Raw genomic sequence first — 18,820 nt, forward strand, 5'->3', positions numbered from 1 at the left:
AGCACCCTTATTTTTTTGCATTAGTCTATGGATAAAATGTCATGTTGTTGGGGAAGTTTCGGCGCCCGAATTTCTAATACGCCGTTTTGATAAGAAGCTTTTGCTGCTTTTTTATTAATTGAATACGGCAACTTAATCAATCTTGATGCTTCTGAAATGGAACGTTCCCGGCGATAATAGTTATGGGATGTTTCTTCTTCTTCTTCTTCGAGTATCTCTTCTTTTACAGAGACTTTTAAGTATTCACTTTGTATTTCAATTTGAATTTGCTCTTTTTGTATACCTGGTAGTTCAGCTGTAACAACGAGTTCTTCACCAACTTCATATAAATCTACAGGGAATGTTAATAAACGGTTTCCTTTTTGGAAAAAATGATTTAAATCAGCGATTACATTGCGAAGAGGTGTTTGCTCGAAGAAATCATCAATTTGCTTTAAGTAATTACGAACCGGTGGGCGAGAAGAATCTTTTTTTTCTTCACTCATGGTATTCCCTCCTAGAAATCAATTTGCAATATCATATGACAAAAGCGGAGAAAGGTGAGTGCCTAGTTTTCATGTTTTCATAAAAAATTGTTAAAAATGTGAAATGGAGTGATTTTTTTATAGTTTTTGGTCGCCATATTCAGTTGATTATGCTAGTATAAATAGGGTTGATATAGTAGTATAGAAACAGAATGAAAACCGAAAGAGGGTAAGAAGTATGTGTGGTTTTGTAGGATGTTTATGTGAAAACCCTAGAGAGTTTTCAGAAACAGAAAAACATCAATTTGAAAATATGAACACGATGATTTTCCACCGTGGTCCAGATGACGAAGGATATTTTCGTGATGAACATGTACAATTTGGCTTCCGCCGTTTAAGTATCATTGACTTAGAGGCAGGACATCAGCCGCTAACTTATGAAAATGATCGATATGTAATTATTTTTAATGGTGAAATTTACAACTATGTAGAATTACGTGAAATGTTACTTGAAAAAGGTGCAACGTTTGCAACACAATCTGATACAGAAGTTATCATTGCATTGTATGCACATATGAAAGAAAAATGTGTAGACTATCTTCGTGGTATGTTTGCATTTATGATTTGGGATCGTGAAGAGAAGAAACTTTTCGGTGCACGTGACCACTTCGGTATTAAACCTTTATACGTCGCACAACAAGGTGATACTACATTCTTCGCATCTGAGAAGAAAAGTATTATGCATGTGATGGAAGATAAAGGAGTTAATCCAACGTCACTACAACATTACTTTACGTATCAATATGGTCCAGAGCCAGAAACATTAACAATTGATGTTAATAAAATCGAGCCTGGTCATTATTTCGTAAAAGAAATCGGTAAAGAGATGGAGATCCATCGCTACTGGAAACCTTATTTCAATGCTTCAAGCGCAACGAAAGAGGAGCATATCCAAGCAATTCGTGATGTGTTATACGATTCAGTAAAAGTGCATATGCGCAGTGATGTACCAGTAGGTTCATTCTTATCTGGTGGTATCGATTCATCTATTATCGCTTCTATCGCAAGAGAAATGAATCCAAATCTTTTAACATTCTCTATTGGTTTTGAACAACGTGGTTTCAGTGAAGTTGATGTTGCCAAAGAAACTGCTGAGAAATTAGGCGTTAAAAACCATAACGTATTCATTTCAGCGAAAGAGTTTATGGATGAGTTCCCAAAAATCATTTGGCATATGGATGATCCTTTAGCAGATCCAGCAGCTGTACCATTGTACTTCGTTGCAAAAGAAGCACGTAAGCATGTAACAGTTGTTCTTTCAGGTGAAGGTGCAGACGAGCTATTTGGTGGTTATAACATTTATCGTGAGCCAAACTCACTAAAAATGTTCTCTTACATTCCTAGCCCAGGTAAGAGCGTTCTAAAAGCATTAAGTGGTGCTCTTAAAGAAGGATTTAAAGGTAAGAGCTTCCTAGAGCGTGGATGTACGCCAATTGAAGAGCGTTACTATGGAAACGCGAAAATCTTCCGTGAAGAAGAGAAAGTTGAATTAATGAAGTATTACAATGAAAGTGTTAACTATATGGATATCACGAAACCATTGTATAACGAGATTAAAGATTATGATGATGTAAGCAAAATGCAGTACATTGACATGTTCACATGGTTACGTGGTGACATTTTATTAAAAGCTGATAAAATGACAATGGCAAACTCATTAGAACTTCGTGTACCGTTCTTAGATAAAGAAGTATTCGATGTTGCATCTAAAATTCCAACTGAATTTAAGATTGCTAACGGAACTACGAAAGCTATTTTACGTGAAGCAGCACGCGGAATCGTTCCAGATCACGTATTAGATCGTAAAAAACTTGGATTCCCAGTACCAATTCGTCACTGGTTAAAAGACGAAATGCATGATTGGGCTATCAATATTATAAACGAGAGTAAAACAGAGCATTTAATCGACAAACAGTATGTATTAAACTTACTGGAAGCACATTGTGCAGATAAAGGCGATTATAGCCGTAAAATTTGGACTGTCCTTGCGTTTATGGTATGGCACCAAATTTATGTTGAGCATAAATACGATACGAATAAGTTCCATGAAGAAACAAAACGTGCGTATAGCTTAGTTTAATTAAAAAAACCTTAAGATCGCATACGGTCTTAAGGTTTTTTTCATAAATAGGAAGTATTATTGATACAATAATAGTAAAAGGATGGACAACATATGATTACGTTTGAGAAAGTTAATGTAGAAAATGAAAGCGTTGTTAAAGAAATGTTTAAATCGCATAGTTTAGGTGAGAAAAAGGTACAGTACTGTGTGAAAGTTGATGATACATATATTGGTGTAATAGATTATAGTGTTCAAGAGGAACGAGCTGTTTTATCACAGCTAATTATTCATTTTGATTACCAAGGTTACGGTTATGGTGCAAATACGTATTTTACATTTGAAGAAATGATGAAACAAAGAAATGTGAAAGAAATAAAAGTGCTACAAGAGGAATTAACAGAAAAGGCGAAGTCTTTCATAGAGAGTTTTGGTTTTACTTCAGAAGATGGAGAGTATGTAAAGAAAATATAACGATGATTACTTATGCGATAAAATAAATATAAGGCAGGTGGATGTATGACGATGACTTCTGGTCTTGTATTAATTGGAGGGTGCTTTATAGTAGCAGAATTATGTCATATACTCATTCGGAAAAGAATGAGTAAGCAAAAAAAGCCGTATGAATTACAATACGTCCCTGTCTTTTTCATTATGTTTTGTATGCTTAGTACATTACAAAATCTAATGAACTTTCCACCACTTGTGAATGTTTTTTTAAAGTTCGGTTTACTTTATAGTGGTGCTGGAATAACACTTTTATTTATTTTATTTTGCATACGTTATGTTCACTATCAATCGTATATATTTATTTTAAATTGGTTAAAGCAAGATGATAGAAAACGCCTTACATAAGGCGTTTTTTTTATTTGTAATTGTAACAGAACTTGTACATTTCACATAAAATAGGACGAGTAGCAATGCAAACATATTACAAGAAAGGGGCGGGGCAATAAAATGAAACTTGTTATAGACGCAGGGCACGGTGGATATGATTCTGGTGCTGTTGGTAATGGTTTAGTAGAAAAAAACTTAACACTTCAAATTGCTAGACGCGTTCGAGACATTTTAACGGTAAATTACCCAATTACAATTAAAATGACACGTGATAGTGATGTGTTTATTTCTTTATCGGAACGTGCTAATATTGCCAATGCTTTTGGTGCGGATTATTTTATTTCATTTCATATTAATAGCGGCGGGGGTACAGGTTTTGAAAGCTATATTTATAATGCGTTATCCAACAGCAGCACTGCATATGCAAAGCAACAAAAGATGCATACAGCAGTAAATCCTGTATTAACAAAATACGGTCTTCGTGATCGAGGAGCAAAAAAAGAAAATTATGCGGTATTAAGAGAAACCACAATGGATGCAATTTTAACTGAGACTGCCTTTATTGATACAACGTTTGATGCAAATTTATTAAAAAATCCACAATTTATTGAAGATCTAAGTCAAGCGTATGCGAATGGAATAGCGGCTATTTTTGGAGTAGCTCCAAATCCACAACCTCCTAACCCACAACCGACACCTCAAACGAAGGGAATCGCCTATATCCTTGGGAAAAATGTAAATTTAAGAAATGGTCCATCAACTTCTTCCTCAGTTATTCGTCAATTAAATTCTCCAGAATCTTACGTTGTATATCAGGAAAGTAACGGATGGTTAGATTTGGGGAATGGACAATGGGTGTATAATGATCCTTCTTACATTAATTTTGTAAAGACAAGTAATAGTGATGGAAGTCCGATTGGGGTTGCATATATACAAGGGATGAATGTAAATTTAAGAAGTGGTCCATCAACTACATCTGCAGTTATCCGCCAATTAAATTCTCCAGAATCTTATTTAGTATATATAAATGAAAATGGTTGGTTAAACCTTGGTGGAAAGCAGTGGGTATATAATGATCCATCGTATATTAAGTATACTCAATATTAGCAATTAAAATGATAATGCAATATGGATGCGTATCTTTGTTATGTATAACAAGGGTACGCATTTTAATAACAACATTTATTTTCATACTTATGCACTATGTTTTAAAAAGAAACATTAGAAAAGCGGATAGAATCTAAATAGTATATATTAAAAAAGTTTTCTGATATACATTGACAATGTATGTAGGATACATTAATCTTTAATTGTTAATGATAATCGATTTCATCTAGGGAGGACATATGATACATACTAAAAAACTAATTATGTTCTGCATTATGATACTCATGGTTGTAATTGCAGGATGTAGTAAAGAAGAGAAAAAGGAAAATGATATATCAGCGAAAGCAAAAGATTCATATACGGTAAAGCATGCAATGGGCGAAACGACAGTAAATGGTACACCTAAAAAAGTTGTTGTTTTAACGAATGAAGGTGCAGAGGCTCTACTAGCTGTGGGCGTAACTCCAGTGGGGACTACAAAACCACGTGCTGGTGATGAATGGTATCCTCATGTAGCGAAAGAGTTAAAAAATACGGAAGTTGTAGGAACTGAACGTGATATTAATTTAGAGGCTGTAATGAAGCTTAAGCCAGATTTAATTATCGGAAATAAAATGCGTCACGAAAAAATATATGATCAGCTAAAAGAAATCGCACCAACTGTTTATGCAGAAACATTACGCGGTGATTGGAAAGAAAACTTTACGCTTTATACAAAAGCTGTAAATAGAGAAAAAGAAGGGCAAAAAGCTCTTGATGATTATAAAAAACGTATTGAAGGAATGAAAGAGAAGTTAGGCGATAAATTGAATTCTAAAGTTTCTATTATTCGTTTCGTGCCAGGTGATGTTCGTATTTATCAAAAAAACTCATTCTCGGGAGTTGTGTTAAATGATATTGGGTTTAAACGACCACCATTACAAGATAAAGATGATTTTGCGATAAAAGGAATTACAAAAGAGCAAATTCCAAATATGGACGGAGACTACTTATTCTATTTCACGTCTGATAAAGATGCAGATAAGAATAATGAAGGAAATTCGTTAGCAAAGGAATGGACAGAAGATCCACTCTTTAAGCAACTACAGGCTTCTAAAAATAATAAAGTATTCCAAGTAGATGAGGTAATCTGGAATACAGCAGGCGGTATTAAAGCTGCGAACCTTATGTTAGATGATATTGAAAAATATTTCCTTAAATAAATGATAAAATACATCACTTTTACGAAGTGATGTATTTTTTGTTTGTGAAAATACAGAAAATTCCTTCTTTCGGGGTGGCATAAGTTGTACAATAAAATCAATCATGTGATAAAGGAGTGGGGAAGAATGAAAGCTACTCATAAAGATTGGATCTTGTTTAATGGGAGAATGATTAATACGAAGGAAGAACAGCCGATGGTCGCATTAGAAGAGCGCGGTTTCCAATTTGGTGATGGTATTTATGAAGTATTTAGACTATACGATGGCAAGCCTCATTTATTAGATTTACATTTAGAACGATTCTTTAACTCTATGGTAGAAATAAAACTAATTCCACCATTTACGAAGGAAGAATTAGTAGAAGAGTTATATCAAATGATTGAAAAAAATCAATTTCAAGAAGATGGGAATGTATATTTACAAATATCAAGAGGTATACAACCGCGCAATCATGTATATGAATCAGATTTACAACCGACATATTTTGCAAATCTTGTTTCGTTCCCAAGACCAGTTGCTTCAATGGAGGCAGGGATTAAGGTAACAGTAGAAGAGGACATCAGGTGGAAGTTTTGCCATATAAAATCTTTAAATTTGCTTCCTAATATCATGATCAAAAACAAAATAAATGAACAAGGGTATCAAGAAGCAATATTAGTACGGGATGGCATTGTGACTGAAGGGTGTCATTCCAATTTCTTTATCGTGAAAAATAATAAGTTAATTACACATCCAGCGGATCATTTTATTTTACATGGTATTACACGTCACTACGTGATTACATTAGCGACAGAGTTACATATCGAAGTAGAAGAACGAGAGTTTTCATTACAAGAAGTATATGAAGCTGATGAGTGCTTCTTTACAGCGACGCCACTTGAAATATTCCCAGTCGTTCAAATTGGTGATGAACAGTTTGGAGCTGGTGAAAGAGGACCAATTACGAAAAAATTACAAGCTGCATATGAAGAGAGTATTCGTTTGTTTAAAGTGACAAATTAATCATGAAGAAAAAAGCTGGTATTCTTCCGGCTTTTTTTCATGATATAATTCAAGCATAGGACAAGTTTTGAAAACGCTGTAAAAAGGGGATTTAATATATGAATTATGAAGATTTTAAAGAAGTAATTCACGGAAGACGAAGTGTTAGAAAGTTTAAAGATCAAGAAGTATCTACTAATGATATAAAAGAAATAATTGATTGTGCGCGTTACGCACCGAGTGATACGAATTCGCAAACGTGGGAATTCTTAGTTATCATGAATCGAGAGAAGATCAAAGAAATTGAACAAATGACATGGGATGCATTACATAAACTTGCGGCAAAAGCAGCAGAAAATGGAGAAGAGAAAGCAGGGAAATTACTTACACGTTCTTTCGGACCATATGCAACAGCTTTCTCGGAGGCACCAGTATTAATCGTATGTTTGGCAACACCATATGAATCAAAGTTCCGTGAAAAGATATTTGATCCAATTGCTTTTGTTCCAGATTCAGTTTGGGAAGAAGAAGGGATTAAGAGTAGCTGTTTAGCGGCACAAAACTTAATGTTAGCTGCACATGCAAAGGGACTTGGTACTTGTCCAATGACAGGGCCAGTATTGCTAGCTCAAGATGAACTGCGCCAATATTTACAAATTGAGCCTGAAAAACAAATAAATATGGTTATTTCACTAGGATTTCCGAAAGATAAGCCAAAAAAACTTCCAAGAAAAGAAGTAGAAGAAATCACAACATTTGTTTTTTAAAGTGCTACATAGAAAAGACATTGGACATATCAATGTCTTTTTATTTTTGAGCGGGTATTATATCGATTTGTTGGGCTAAAATGATAAATAAGAAGGAATTACTATTTATTTCATAAAAAAAATTAATGTTCTATTAAGGAAAGTATGATACATTAATCGTGAGCAAGCTTCTATATGTTCATAAAAGTTTTAAAAGTTGTCTTAAAATTTAAAAGTTATTTTTGTATAATAAATTATAATCAAATGACAGGGGGGATGAATTTTGAAAAAATTCATAATCACTGGATTGTCTGTATTGTTATTAGTAGGTTGCGGTGCTCCACAGGAAAAAGAGGACGCGCAATCAAAACAGGAAGAACAAGTTGTAAACGCAAGTGATGAGAATATGGTTGTATTTCCTGAAGGTGCAATGTCAATTGGAGAAGGGAAAGTAAAAGTTATTACTCCAGATGGTACTTCTGAAAATGGCAATATACCGACTGTATTCATTAAAAAGGATACTTTAATTCAGCAAGTTGAATTAGAACTTTCTAATTTTCAAAGTGATAAAGAAACCTTCATATTTGTAGATCAAATGTATACAGATAGACATCAAGTAACTAGTACAACGCAGACAACAGTACAATTAAAAGAAAAGACGCTTGAAACAGGTAGTCATACGATTACTGCAGTTCAGTATGAAAACAATGACCCGAAAGGAAAGGTTATTAGTTTTAATCAAGCAACATTTGAGACAAAGCCTGCGTCTTAATAAGAATAAAAAGTACATTACTCAAAAAAGTAGTGTGCTTTTTTATTTGGACTAGAGTGTGCAAGAGTAAATAACTTGTTTCGTTTTCTAATACGATTAAATAGGAAGAAATCACTTGCTACTACTATGACAGAGAAAGAGGTTGAAGATGTAAATCGGTGTATTCGTATCGTCTTGATTAGTATAATGATGGCAGTAATTTGGTTTACGATACAAGAGGTGATTCAAATTACGTTTAATTACCAAATTCATGACTTAGTAATAGGAGCTAGTTGTTTTACCATTGTGTATCTATTATATCCCGCATTAATGGGCAGTAAGACCTCGCCTTAAAAATCGGTATATGTGAGGAGATTAGGTGGGAGATCAACTGTCCGATTGGTTTAACTAATAATCATTGGAGATGAACAAACTCTCCAATGATTAAAGTTTCACTTTATGATAAACTCGAATTAAGGTAAGTTTTACAAGAAAAATGTAGGTATTTCATTTGAAATGTCGAATAGTACATACGATGTCGTAATAACAAATTTTCTATTGTTTACTGTGAAACAGAAGAAGGAGAGATAGTAGTTATGAAACGAGCTCTTATTAATATTGATTATACATATGATTTTGTAGCGGAAAAAGGTGCTTTAACTTGCGGAAAACCCGGTCAAGAAATTGAGAAGGAAATTGTACATATAACGACGCAATATATTGAAAATGGAGATTACGTTGTCTTTGCGATTGATAAACATGAAAAAAATGATGTATATCATCCAGAGTCAAAATTATTCCCACCCCATAATATAGCTGGTACAAGTGGAAGAGATTTGTTTGGGGAATTACAAGATGTATACGAAACATATAAAAATGCTGAAAATGTATATTACATGGATAAAACACGATATAGTGCATTTGCAGGAACCGACTTAGAAATGAAGTTAAGAGAAAGAGGAATAGAAGAAGTTCATCTTGTAGGTGTTTGTACTGATATTTGTGTTCTTCACACAGCAGTAGACGCTTATAATAAAGGATTTAAAATTGTTGTTTATGAAAAGGCAGTTGCATCTTTTAATGCGCAAGGGCATGAATTTGCACTTGGACATTTTAAATCTTGTTTACATGCAGAAGTGAAATGAAAAAGAGGCCTTTAAAAAGGTCTCTTTTTTGCGTTTAAACTGAGACGACATTTTGTTCAATTAATTTTTTTATGAATGGGCTAATATTTTGTGGTAGCTCATTTACATTAAAAAATTGTACATGTAATGATTCGACTCCATCAGCTTTTAGCAAGCCACCTGTAATATCTTTGCAAAGGTAAGCAATTGTTATAGGGTAAAATTCATCTCCGTTCGGTAATTTCACAAAACATTCTTTACCTGAAAACACAGTTGCTAGCTGAAGTGTACCAATTTCGATTCCGGTTTCTTCAAGTACTTCTCGTCTTCCAGCTGCTTCTATAGATTCACCAAGTTCTACAAAACCTCCTGGAACGCCCCACATGCCATTTCACCTTTGTTGTAGTAGTATTTGTCCTTGTTCATTGAAAACAGCTACCGCAACGCCTGCTAAATTAAGCGGTCTTGATCCAACAACTTCTCTTAGTTCTTCAATATATCCCATTGCTTGTAACCCTCGTGAGTAATAATATTTTCAAATGAACTATTCGATATCGTGTAAATATTTCCCTTTTATTAGGGTGGGTTGTGTAGTCTTAAAGTGAAGTCATAAAAAAATTCAATTGCTAGCTCCCTTTAGGTTATGAAAAAGGGTATATTTATAGAAGAATGTCTAATGAATTTTAAAAATATAGCAGCTTTGTATAGAATTTTTATTAGTTAAGGAAGTGGATGGATGAGTTTATTAACGTATACTGAAGAATTTTTTAATTATGTAAGGGAGTTTTTACTTTTAAGATTTTTACTATTTGCTTTAGTTTTAATCATTATTTCGTTTGTAATAAACCGTATTATTGATTGGTTTTTTAGGAAATCAAGCTTTTTTGATGAAGAGGTAGAGCAGACGATTCAAAGTGTAATTCGATCTATTTTTAGATATATCATTATCATCAGTCTTATCATATATTTAATTAGCCAATTTGTAGATATAAAAAGTATTATTGCAGGTGCAGGGATAGCTGGAGTTGTCATCGGTTTTGCAGCACAACAGATGCTAAAAGATGTAATATTAGGCTTTGCAAGATTAGCGGACAAAGAGTTTCGAGTTGGTGATTTTGTAACTTTTAACGGAACAAATTCAGGAACTATTGAAGAGATTAGTATTCGTTTTATGCAAATACGTGAATGGTCAGGAAAACTACTTACCATCCCGCACGGAGAGATTAGAACGATACAAAATTTTAATAAAGGATGGATGCGTGTAATTGAACGCATCACGGTAAGTTATCAGGAAGATCCAACAAGAGTGAAGGAATTGTTAGAAGAAGTATGTGTTATATGCAATGAAAAATTGGATCAAACTCTTTATAGAGTAGAGGATGACGCTGTTGAACCATTTAAATACGTCGGTGTTACAGACTTAAATCCTAACTTGAAATATGTTGGCTATGAATTTTGTATTACAGGTTTAATAAAGCCAGAAGATTATTTTGAAACTTCTAGACAAGTAAGATTTGAATTAATGTCTATGTTTCATAAGAATCAAGTGCAAATGCCAGCAGCGAATATGGTTGTTACTACTGAAAATTTACAGCATATCCATGGTGGAAAATCTTTATCGGACAGCTAAAGTAGAATCGTTTGTTAACAAAAATTCTGATTCCAACATTGGATAGAATAACAATAATAAAATGATTGATATAAAGAAAGGGCTGAAGAGATTTGGTTCTTTTTTATTTATAGAATTTAGAAATTTCTTAATGTTATAATTGTAGTTGGTGATGAGAATGAACTTTGAAGAAAAAGAGATGCATCGTTTAGAAGCATTAAAAGAAATTGCTGAATTATTAAATGAAGCAACAAACTTGCAGGATATGTTAGAAAAAGTGTTGCATACATTGTTACAAGTAATGAATTTACAAACAGGGTGGATATTCTTTATTGATGAAAGTGGAAAGCATAGCATGCTTGTAGACGAAAATTTACCAGAGGCTCTTACGTGGCAAGAGAAGAAGCCGATGTGTGAAGGAAACTGTTGGTGTGTAGAACGGTTTGTGAATGGGAGATTAGAAAAAGCGACTAATATTATTGAATGTAAGCGAATAGAAGATGCAATTGAATGTAATTGGGGAGAGACAGAAGATGTTACACATCATGCGACAATTCCGCTTAGGTCTGGATCAGAAAAATTTGGTCTACTAAATGTGGCTGCGCCTCATAAGACTCACTTTTCAGAGGAAGAGTTAGCATTATTAGAATCAATTGCATTTCAAATTGGAACGACAATACAACGTATTCAGTTAGTTGAGAAAGAACGTAAATATGTAGTGGTAGCGGAAAGAAATCGACTTGCACGTGATTTACATGATTCAGTAAAACAATTGTTATTTTCTATTATGCTAACAGCGAAAGGTACTCTGAATATGACGCAAGATAGAGAATTGCAAGAGATGTTAAGTTATATTGGAGAATTATCACAAGAAGCATTACAAGAGATGACTCTATTAATTTGGCAATTAAGACCTGAAGGATTAGAGAAAGGGTTAGCAGAAGCAATTCAAAATTACGGGAAGTTATTAGGAGTTCAAGTGGAAGTTCGAATTGATGGGATGGTTTCAATTGGGGATGAAATAGAAGAAGTTTTATGGCGTATTAGCCAAGAGGCGCTACATAATTGTAAAAAGCATGCTTCGTGTGAAAAGGTATATGTTCTTTTGAAAATAGAAAATAACCAGTTACATTTTTACATAGAAGATAATGGAATAGGATTTATACAAGAGCAAGTAAGGGAGTCAGCACTTGGCCTGAAAAGTATGAAGGAACGTATTCAGTTAATGAAGGGGTCGTTTCAAATTATAACAGAGCTGAGAAAGGGTACAAAAATAGAAATTCAATTGCCGATTTGAAGGGGAGAATAAGATTGAAGATTAAATTGCTACTAGTTGAGGATCATCATATCGTTCGAAGAGGACTTGTATTCTTTTTGAAAACGAGAGAAGAATTTGAAATTATTGGGGAAGCGGAAAATGGCGAAGAGGCATTACATTTCGTGCAAAAAGAAAGACCGGATGTCGTACTAATGGATGTATCGATGCCGAAAATGGATGGAATTGAGGCAACAAAATGTCTAAAGCAATACGATGAGACGATAAAGGTACTTATATTAAGTAGTTTTTCAGAGCAAGATTATGTTATACCAGCACTTGAAGCTGGAGCAGATGGTTATCAATTAAAAGAAGTACAACCTGAGCAACTTGTCGCTTCTATTATTGCAGTACATCAAGGAAATGCGAATTTTCACCCGAAAGTAACACCTGCATTAATGGGGCGTACCGCAGTAAAGAAGGAAATAGAAAATCCTTTTTCAATGTTAACGAAAAGAGAGCAAGAGGTACTTCGCGAAATTGCGAAAGGAAGAAGCAACAAGGAGATTGCAGCAGAACTTCATATTACAGAACAAACTGTAAAAACACACGTTTCAAACGTTTTAGCTAAATTGGAAGTGGATGATCGTACGCAAGCCGCATTATACGCAGTGAAACATGGGGAGAATTATTCATAAGTATGAATAATTCTGTTACATCGTATGACAGAATACATAGGAGCAATTAAAATCTATAGTAATCCCTAATATAGGTTTTTCTTCTTTCAATAATTAGGTACAATAAAGTTAAACTAATCGGTTTTTACAGGATAAAGCTACGATAGAAGAGGAGGATATGCTATGCCTGGTACAAGGAGTGGGATTGGAAAGATTCAGGCTTCGTTGAATGGTTTATCACCGAAATTGCGAAGTATTGCCGAACATATTTTGAAACATCCACAAGATGTTGTACATAAATCTATTACAGAATTAGCTGAAGTTACGAGTAGTTCCGAAGCGACGATATTCCGCTTATGTAAACACCTTGGTTTGCAAGGTTTTCAAGATTTAAAGATTACATTAGCTCGTGAAATTGTACATACACCGATGCAAAATATTCATGAAGAGGTATCAGCAGAAGATAGTATGGTAACTGTTGCTAAAAAAGTTTTTCATTCGCATATTACAGGACTGCAAGATACTTTACATTTGCTAAATGAAACAGCACTTGAGCAGGCTGTACGAGCTTTGCAAGAAGTAAGTCGAATTGAGTTTTATGGAAATGGTGGCTCTGGTATTATTGCGATGGATGCGTATCATAAGTTTATGAGAACGGGTATTTCTTGTATCGCTCATACTGATTCACATTTTCAAATTATGGGAGCAGGTTTACTCTCGGAAAATTCAGTTGTTATTGGCATTTCTCATTCTGGTAGCAATAAAGGGTTACTTGAAGCGTTAGAAGTAGCGAAAGCAAGAGGGGCCAAAATTATTGCGATTACGAGCTATAAGAAATCAGCATTAAGTCAACTTGCTGATATTACGTTATATACATCAACACGTGAGACTGAGTTCCGCACAGAAGCAAGTTCATCACGATTAGCACAGTTAAGCTTATTAGATACTTTGTATGTAGGGTTGTCGTTGCAGCGACAAGAGGAAACGCTAAAAAATTTACAAAGTATACGTGAAACGATTTCGATGAAGCGAATATAAAAAAAGCTCTTCAAATGAAGTGCTTTCAGACTGTAGACAAACTATTTTTGGAGAGTTCAAATGCTAAAAAAATAGTTTGTCTCTTGTTTTATTGATAATTTATCCGATTATATTTATATATAGTAATTATTATATTGAAATTTACTATAGGCGAGGAAGGTGTCTTATGAAAATATCTGTTTATGTTGCAAGTGCATTTAGCAAGGATCATAAAGGCGGAAATAAAGCAGGAGTGGTATTTATTGAGAATACAAATACATTGACCACTACTCAAAAAAAGACAATAGCGAAACAACTGGGTTATGCGGAAACCGCATTTATATCAGAATCTGAAATTGCTGATTATAAATTTGAGTATTTTACTCCAAAAGAAGAAGTTGATTTATGTGGTCATGCCACAATTGGCTCTTTCGCGATACTGATGCATTTAAATAAAATTTTCAAGAATCGCTATACGATTGAAACGAACAGCGGTGTTCTTACTATTACCATAACAGATGACATCATATTCATGGAACAAAATAAACCGATATTCTATGATGTTGTATCTCCAAATGAGTTCACCGACTGTTTTGACATTAAAGATATAGACAATAAATACCCAATCCAAATTGTCTCCACGGGCTTAAAAGATATTTTAATTCCTATAAAAAGCGAAACACAATTACATGCACTGCAACCTAATTTTGAAAAAATTAAAGAAATCAGCAAGTATTATAATGTTGTTGGGATGCATCTATATACTTTTAATGACAATCGAATTATATGCAGAAATTTTGCTCCACTATACGACATTAATGAAGAAGCAGCGACTGGAACTTCAAACGGTGCATTAGCTTGCTACCTTTATGAACAGCACTATTTGCAAAAAGAAGTCTATGTATTTGAACAAGGTTATTCTTTACACTCGCCTTCCAAAATATTAGTTAAATTAGCAACCAATAGCAAAAATAAAATAGAAAAAGTTTATGTTGGCGGTAAAGGCTATTACTGTGAAACTAAGTGTTTAAATATAGAAAATATTGAGTGAAGAGCTTTTTTATCGATGAGAAGTTTGTTACTTTATTTTCTTTTAGAAATGTATGACTTACTTATAGTCAGTGATAAACTCTCATTTTTAAAAATTTAAAATAAAGACCGATTTGTGTAATAATTCAAATATTGTTCATAATTTCACAAGCTGTTTATGAAGTGTCATGTTATGATGAAGATGTAATGATGATTGAACACTTAAATTTGGTACAATAACTAGCCAAAGTAGTGAGGAAAGTAGTTGTGAGATAAACTCATTAAAACGCTAAAACACTAAAGGGGAGATCACATATGAAAGCAGTAGTGGTTAATAAAAACAGCAAAGCAAACATCGAAGTGATTGAAAAAGAATTACGTCCGTTACGCTCAGGCGAAGCGTTAGTAGATGTAGAGTATTGTGGAGTTTGCCACACTGATTTACACGTTGCGAATCATGATTTTGGTAACACTGATGGCCGTATTCTTGGTCATGAGGGTGTAGGTATTGTTACGAAAATAGCTGATGATGTTAATTCGCTAAAGATAGGTGACCGTGTAAGTATTGCATGGATGTTCCAATCTTGTGGACGTTGTGAATATTGCGTAACTGGTAGAGAAACATTTTGCCGTGAAGTTAAAAACGCAGGTTATTCAGTAGATGGTGGTATGGCTGAACAATGTATCGTTACAGCTGATTATGCGGTAAAAGTACCAGAAGGATTAGATCCTGCTCAAGCATCATCAATTACATGTGCTGGTGTAACTACATATAAAGCTATTAAAGTATCAGATATTAAACCTGGTCAACCTATTGTAATCTATGGCTGCGGTGGATTAGGTAACTTAGCTATCCAATATGCTAAAAATGTATTTGGTGCAAAGGTAATCGCAGTAGACATTAATGACGACAAATTAGCCTTAGCGAAAGAAGTTGGTGCTGATATGACTATCAACTCAATTTCTCAAGGTCCTGCTGATAAAATTGTGCAAGAGGAATTTGGTGGCGCTTATGCTGCGGTAGTAACAGCAGTCTCTAAAGTAGCCTTTAACTCAGCAGTTGATGCAGTACGTGCTTGCGGTAAAGTAGTTGCAGTAGGGCTACCAGTAGAAACAATGGACTTAAACATCCCGCGACTTGTACTAGATGGAATTGAAGTAGTTGGTTCACTAGTTGGTACTCGTAAAGATTTGGAAGAGGCGTTTATGTTCGGGGCAGAAGGAAAAGTAGTGCCGGTTGTTCAAACTTGTTCGCTAGATAAAGTACAAAATGTATTCGAAGAAATGGAACAAGGTAGAATTCAAGGGCGTATGGTAATTGATTTTAAAAAACATAATTGTAATTGCAAATAATTCACTTTAAATATAAAAATTGTGAGTCTAGCACAGGACATGTAAAAAAAGTTAGACGGCATAAAAAGATGATCCCTGTATTTAATAGGGATCATCTTTTTTATTTTCTACTAATATCGATGCCAATTAATACTTGATTAATGAGAAATGATTAAAGGTTTACTTTATTTGCAAACGAAAAAGAATCTTTATGTTTAACAAATTTTTTATGATCTGGAACGTTTTGAATTGCTACAATTTGCGAATCTCTTGCTTTCAGTGCATCTTGAATCCCGATGGTCATAAGCTTAATAAATAGAATCGTAATAAAGAATGAAGCGAGAGTATAAAAAATAATCCACCATGAAAGATTCATTTCATTACGATTTAATCCAATAAGGCCTGCCCAATCATTAGATAGAGAAACAGGTTTGAGCACTCCGTCATAGAGTTCACGCATTTGTATGCCGCCAATTACAATGTTAAGCAACGCTAAATGGATAACGAGTATGAGTGTTTGGACAATATGTTCCATAAATAATACAAATAAGCGGTCAAGTAATAAGACTCGTAAGTGTTTTTTAATAATATGAAAACGACTAGCCCCCAGTAATTGTGAACTTAAGATGTAATCTTGTTTCATAAATTCATCAACCTCTGAGGATATGTATAAAGAAAGTGTAGGCAGAGCGACGAAAATAAGTACGAGTACTTGATAAAACGTAAATGAAATATTTGGATCTACTCCATCAGCATTTGATGTGATTATAATATTAACGGGCGTGATGAGTATGAATGCGATAAATAGAGTTGGAATATAATAAAAAACTTCTGAGCATGACTGGAAAAATCTCTTGAGTTTTGGAGCAAATAAACTTAAGAGGATTCCTATACATGTTCCGCATAAAATTCGAAAGAAGCTAATTGCCACGGCTAATAAAATAGTGAATTTTGCTCCTTCTACAATTTGTAAGAAAACAGACTCTCCAAAACGATCAGATCCAAAAGGTGGAATTAACGAAGGCGGAAAGGGGGCCTTTCCAAGTAATTCGTTATTGTCATTGTAAAGTAACTGAGGAGGTTTTGGGATGTTATCTTTAAAGAACCAACTATAAATAAAACTAGCTGAAATAAGTATGAATAGATAAGTAAAGCCGATTAAAAAGCGTTTTGATTTCCAAATAGATTTCATAATGATACTCCTTTCAATTGCTTTTTCCATCTATTCATCATGAATGAGACTATTTGGAAAATGGCATAAAACGGTAAAATAATCATAACAAGTATGATAAATGCAGCGGGAGGTGAAACAAACGCCTTATTAAATAGAAATTGAATAATGCCTTCCATATTAAAAACAAATTCTAAAATGAATAAATTAGAAAGTAAGAAAACAAAAATCGTTTTTAAATGGTGAAAGAAGTGGATAGATATATTTTTGAATAAATGAATGCAGAGTATATAACTTGATGAAAGGCCTTTTCCATATGCAACCTCTACGTAATGTTTTCCTTCTTCTTCTTTTATGTATAACACCATCATCCGAAACATTTGTAATGTAGGTAAGACAGCTAATGATAAAATAGGGAGTAAATAAGCTCGATTTTCATTAAAAGAAATAATAGTGACAGGAGATTCCCCGAATTTTTGAAGTACCCATATGAAGAATATTTGCAAACAAATCATCATCATCATATCAGGGACAGCTTCTAATATGAACACAATTCGGTTTATCCATTTTTTTATATAATCTTTCGCTAAAAAATAAAAAAATGCCATGCTAGATGATAGAAAGAGAGCAAGAAAAAAGGCTAAAAATAATATAGTAAATGAATATAGGTAAGGTTCTAAAACAGTTGGAAATAATGGTGTTTTTTTGAAATGGCCAAACTTCGGGTCTGATCCTATAATCACTAATGATTCAGGGGAGAAGACCTGTTTTAACATGGTAACGATCTGATTAAAAAAATAAATTGGTTGAAAGGTAAACCCTTGTTGAGTGATAAATAAATAAGGTAAATTTAATAATAGTAAGAGTGATAAAAGAATTGATGAAAGCTTAATTGTGAATTGAGATATTTTATTTAACATTAAATCCCTCCGACATCTTTTTACAACATTATACAATAAATTCTATATTATTGTTTTATTTTTCTGAAAAATAAAAATACTATTAAATTTTATAGTATGTAAGATATATTTACAAGATAAAAAAGTGATAGCAGGGGGGCCGCGCTCTATGTTTATCAAGATAAAAGGACTAGTGAATCTAAAACAATAAACAAGAGCAAAATGCACAGAATTCTCATTCTGCGGGTAGTTACTTTTCTTGGCTTGATGGTTATGTAACGTGATCCCTAAAAATGAATATTGCTTTTCAACGCTTTTTCATGCAAATGAGTAGAACGTATGGAGGACTATGTATGTGTTGTTAATGAGAGGAAAGAGTGTATTGCGTAACGAATATAACGTAATTTTACCGCACGGAAAAGCTAAATTTAGTATATAAGTGAAATGGAATGAGGGGATTTACTTTTTGTTGTGAAAAAAATTTTCTTTTTATAACTTGA

At 33.7% G+C, this 18,820-nt stretch carries 19 protein-coding genes and 1 pseudogene; 16 read left to right on the forward strand and 4 right to left on the reverse strand.

Annotation, left to right across the window (positions count from 1 at the left end; genetic code table 11):
• Positions 1–20: 20 nt before the first annotated feature.
• Positions 21–485, reverse strand: coding sequence for an Hsp20/alpha crystallin family protein (locus N2V79_RS10905; RefSeq protein ID WP_001288084.1), 465 nt, complete (start codon positions 483–485; stop codon positions 21–23).
• Positions 486–702: 217 nt separating this feature from the next.
• On the opposite strand from N2V79_RS10905, the gene asnB reads away from it, so the two are divergent.
• The 10 genes from asnB to N2V79_RS10955 all read left to right on the forward strand — a co-directional run bounded on the left by asnB (position 703) and on the right by N2V79_RS10955 (position 9,352).
• Positions 703–2,604: an asparagine synthase (glutamine-hydrolyzing) gene (gene asnB, locus N2V79_RS10910; RefSeq protein WP_000333826.1), complete on the forward strand. Its 1,902-nt coding sequence runs from the start codon at positions 703–705 to the stop codon at positions 2,602–2,604.
• A gap of 93 nt (positions 2,605–2,697) precedes the next feature.
• Positions 2,698–3,057 carry a GNAT family N-acetyltransferase gene (locus tag N2V79_RS10915; protein ID WP_069355524.1) on the forward strand — a complete coding sequence of 120 codons (360 nt, stop codon included), beginning with the start codon at positions 2,698–2,700 and terminating at the stop codon, positions 3,055–3,057.
• 51 nt (positions 3,058–3,108) lie between these two features.
• Positions 3,109–3,438 carry a hypothetical protein gene (locus N2V79_RS10920; protein WP_053564605.1) on the forward strand — a complete coding sequence of 110 codons (330 nt, stop codon included), beginning with the start codon at positions 3,109–3,111 and terminating at the stop codon, positions 3,436–3,438.
• Between the two features lie 102 nt (positions 3,439–3,540).
• Positions 3,541–4,527, forward strand: a complete 987-nt coding sequence (locus tag N2V79_RS10925; protein ID WP_000779888.1) for an N-acetylmuramoyl-L-alanine amidase — start codon at positions 3,541–3,543, stop codon at positions 4,525–4,527.
• 239 nt (positions 4,528–4,766) lie between these two features.
• Entirely contained in the window at positions 4,767–5,729 is a 963-nt protein-coding gene (locus N2V79_RS10930) for an ABC transporter substrate-binding protein (protein WP_053564604.1), read from the forward strand.
• 126 nt (positions 5,730–5,855) lie between these two features.
• Positions 5,856–6,731 carry a D-amino-acid transaminase gene (dat, locus tag N2V79_RS10935; RefSeq protein WP_200458586.1) on the forward strand — a complete coding sequence of 292 codons (876 nt, stop codon included), beginning with the start codon at positions 5,856–5,858 and terminating at the stop codon, positions 6,729–6,731.
• 98 nt (positions 6,732–6,829) lie between these two features.
• Positions 6,830–7,477 carry a nitroreductase family protein gene (locus tag N2V79_RS10940; RefSeq protein ID WP_001105280.1) on the forward strand — a complete coding sequence of 216 codons (648 nt, stop codon included), beginning with the start codon at positions 6,830–6,832 and terminating at the stop codon, positions 7,475–7,477.
• Between the two features lie 262 nt (positions 7,478–7,739).
• Positions 7,740–8,228, forward strand: coding sequence for a hypothetical protein (locus tag N2V79_RS10945; RefSeq protein ID WP_000713495.1), 489 nt, complete (start codon positions 7,740–7,742; stop codon positions 8,226–8,228).
• Between the two features lie 126 nt (positions 8,229–8,354).
• Positions 8,355–8,561, forward strand: a complete 207-nt coding sequence (locus N2V79_RS10950) for a hypothetical protein (RefSeq protein ID WP_015406474.1) — start codon at positions 8,355–8,357, stop codon at positions 8,559–8,561.
• 242 nt (positions 8,562–8,803) lie between these two features.
• Positions 8,804–9,352 carry a cysteine hydrolase family protein gene (locus N2V79_RS10955; protein WP_000816771.1) on the forward strand — a complete coding sequence of 183 codons (549 nt, stop codon included), beginning with the start codon at positions 8,804–8,806 and terminating at the stop codon, positions 9,350–9,352.
• A 34-nt stretch (positions 9,353–9,386) separates the two neighbouring features.
• On the opposite strand, the pseudogene N2V79_RS10960 reads toward N2V79_RS10955, so the two are convergent.
• Positions 9,387–9,836: pseudogene (locus tag N2V79_RS10960) on the reverse strand (NUDIX hydrolase).
• Between the two features lie 231 nt (positions 9,837–10,067).
• Here N2V79_RS10960 and N2V79_RS10965 point away from each other — a divergent pair.
• From N2V79_RS10965 to adhP, 6 genes are all read left to right on the forward strand, one after another.
• On the forward strand, positions 10,068–10,961 hold the full coding sequence (locus N2V79_RS10965) for a mechanosensitive ion channel family protein (protein ID WP_069355526.1): 894 nt from the start codon (positions 10,068–10,070) through the stop codon (positions 10,959–10,961).
• A gap of 178 nt (positions 10,962–11,139) precedes the next feature.
• Positions 11,140–12,237, forward strand: a complete 1,098-nt coding sequence (gene casK / locus N2V79_RS10970; protein ID WP_170924974.1) for a two-component system sensor histidine kinase CasK — start codon at positions 11,140–11,142, stop codon at positions 12,235–12,237.
• A gap of 14 nt (positions 12,238–12,251) precedes the next feature.
• A complete protein-coding gene (gene casR, locus N2V79_RS10975; RefSeq protein WP_069355528.1) occupies positions 12,252–12,893 on the forward strand; it encodes a two-component system response regulator CasR in 642 nt (213 codons plus the stop codon).
• Positions 12,894–13,055: 162 nt separating this feature from the next.
• Entirely contained in the window at positions 13,056–13,910 is an 855-nt protein-coding gene (locus tag N2V79_RS10980) for a MurR/RpiR family transcriptional regulator (RefSeq protein ID WP_069355529.1), read from the forward strand.
• 166 nt (positions 13,911–14,076) lie between these two features.
• A complete protein-coding gene (locus tag N2V79_RS10985) occupies positions 14,077–14,940 on the forward strand; it encodes a PhzF family phenazine biosynthesis protein (RefSeq protein ID WP_340719851.1) in 864 nt (287 codons plus the stop codon).
• A 293-nt stretch (positions 14,941–15,233) separates the two neighbouring features.
• Complete coding sequence (gene adhP, locus N2V79_RS10990) at positions 15,234–16,271, forward strand: alcohol dehydrogenase AdhP (protein ID WP_089170917.1); 1,038 nt, start codon at positions 15,234–15,236, stop codon at positions 16,269–16,271.
• Between the two features lie 151 nt (positions 16,272–16,422).
• Here adhP and N2V79_RS10995 read toward each other — a convergent pair whose 3' ends face one another.
• Together N2V79_RS10995 and N2V79_RS11000 are read right to left on the reverse strand one after the other, a co-directional pair.
• Positions 16,423–17,442: an ABC transporter permease gene (locus tag N2V79_RS10995; protein ID WP_000836567.1), complete on the reverse strand. Its 1,020-nt coding sequence runs from the start codon at positions 17,440–17,442 to the stop codon at positions 16,423–16,425.
• Complete coding sequence (locus N2V79_RS11000) at positions 17,439–18,341, reverse strand: ABC transporter permease subunit (protein WP_000932680.1); 903 nt, start codon at positions 18,339–18,341, stop codon at positions 17,439–17,441. The genes N2V79_RS10995 and N2V79_RS11000 overlap by 4 nt, the downstream gene beginning before the upstream one ends.
• Between the last annotated feature and the right edge of the window lie 479 nt (positions 18,342–18,820).

It is taken from the genome of Bacillus sp. CH_70 (assembly GCF_038007045.1).
GTDB lineage: Bacteria > Bacillota > Bacilli > Bacillales > Bacillaceae_G > Bacillus_A > Bacillus_A cereus.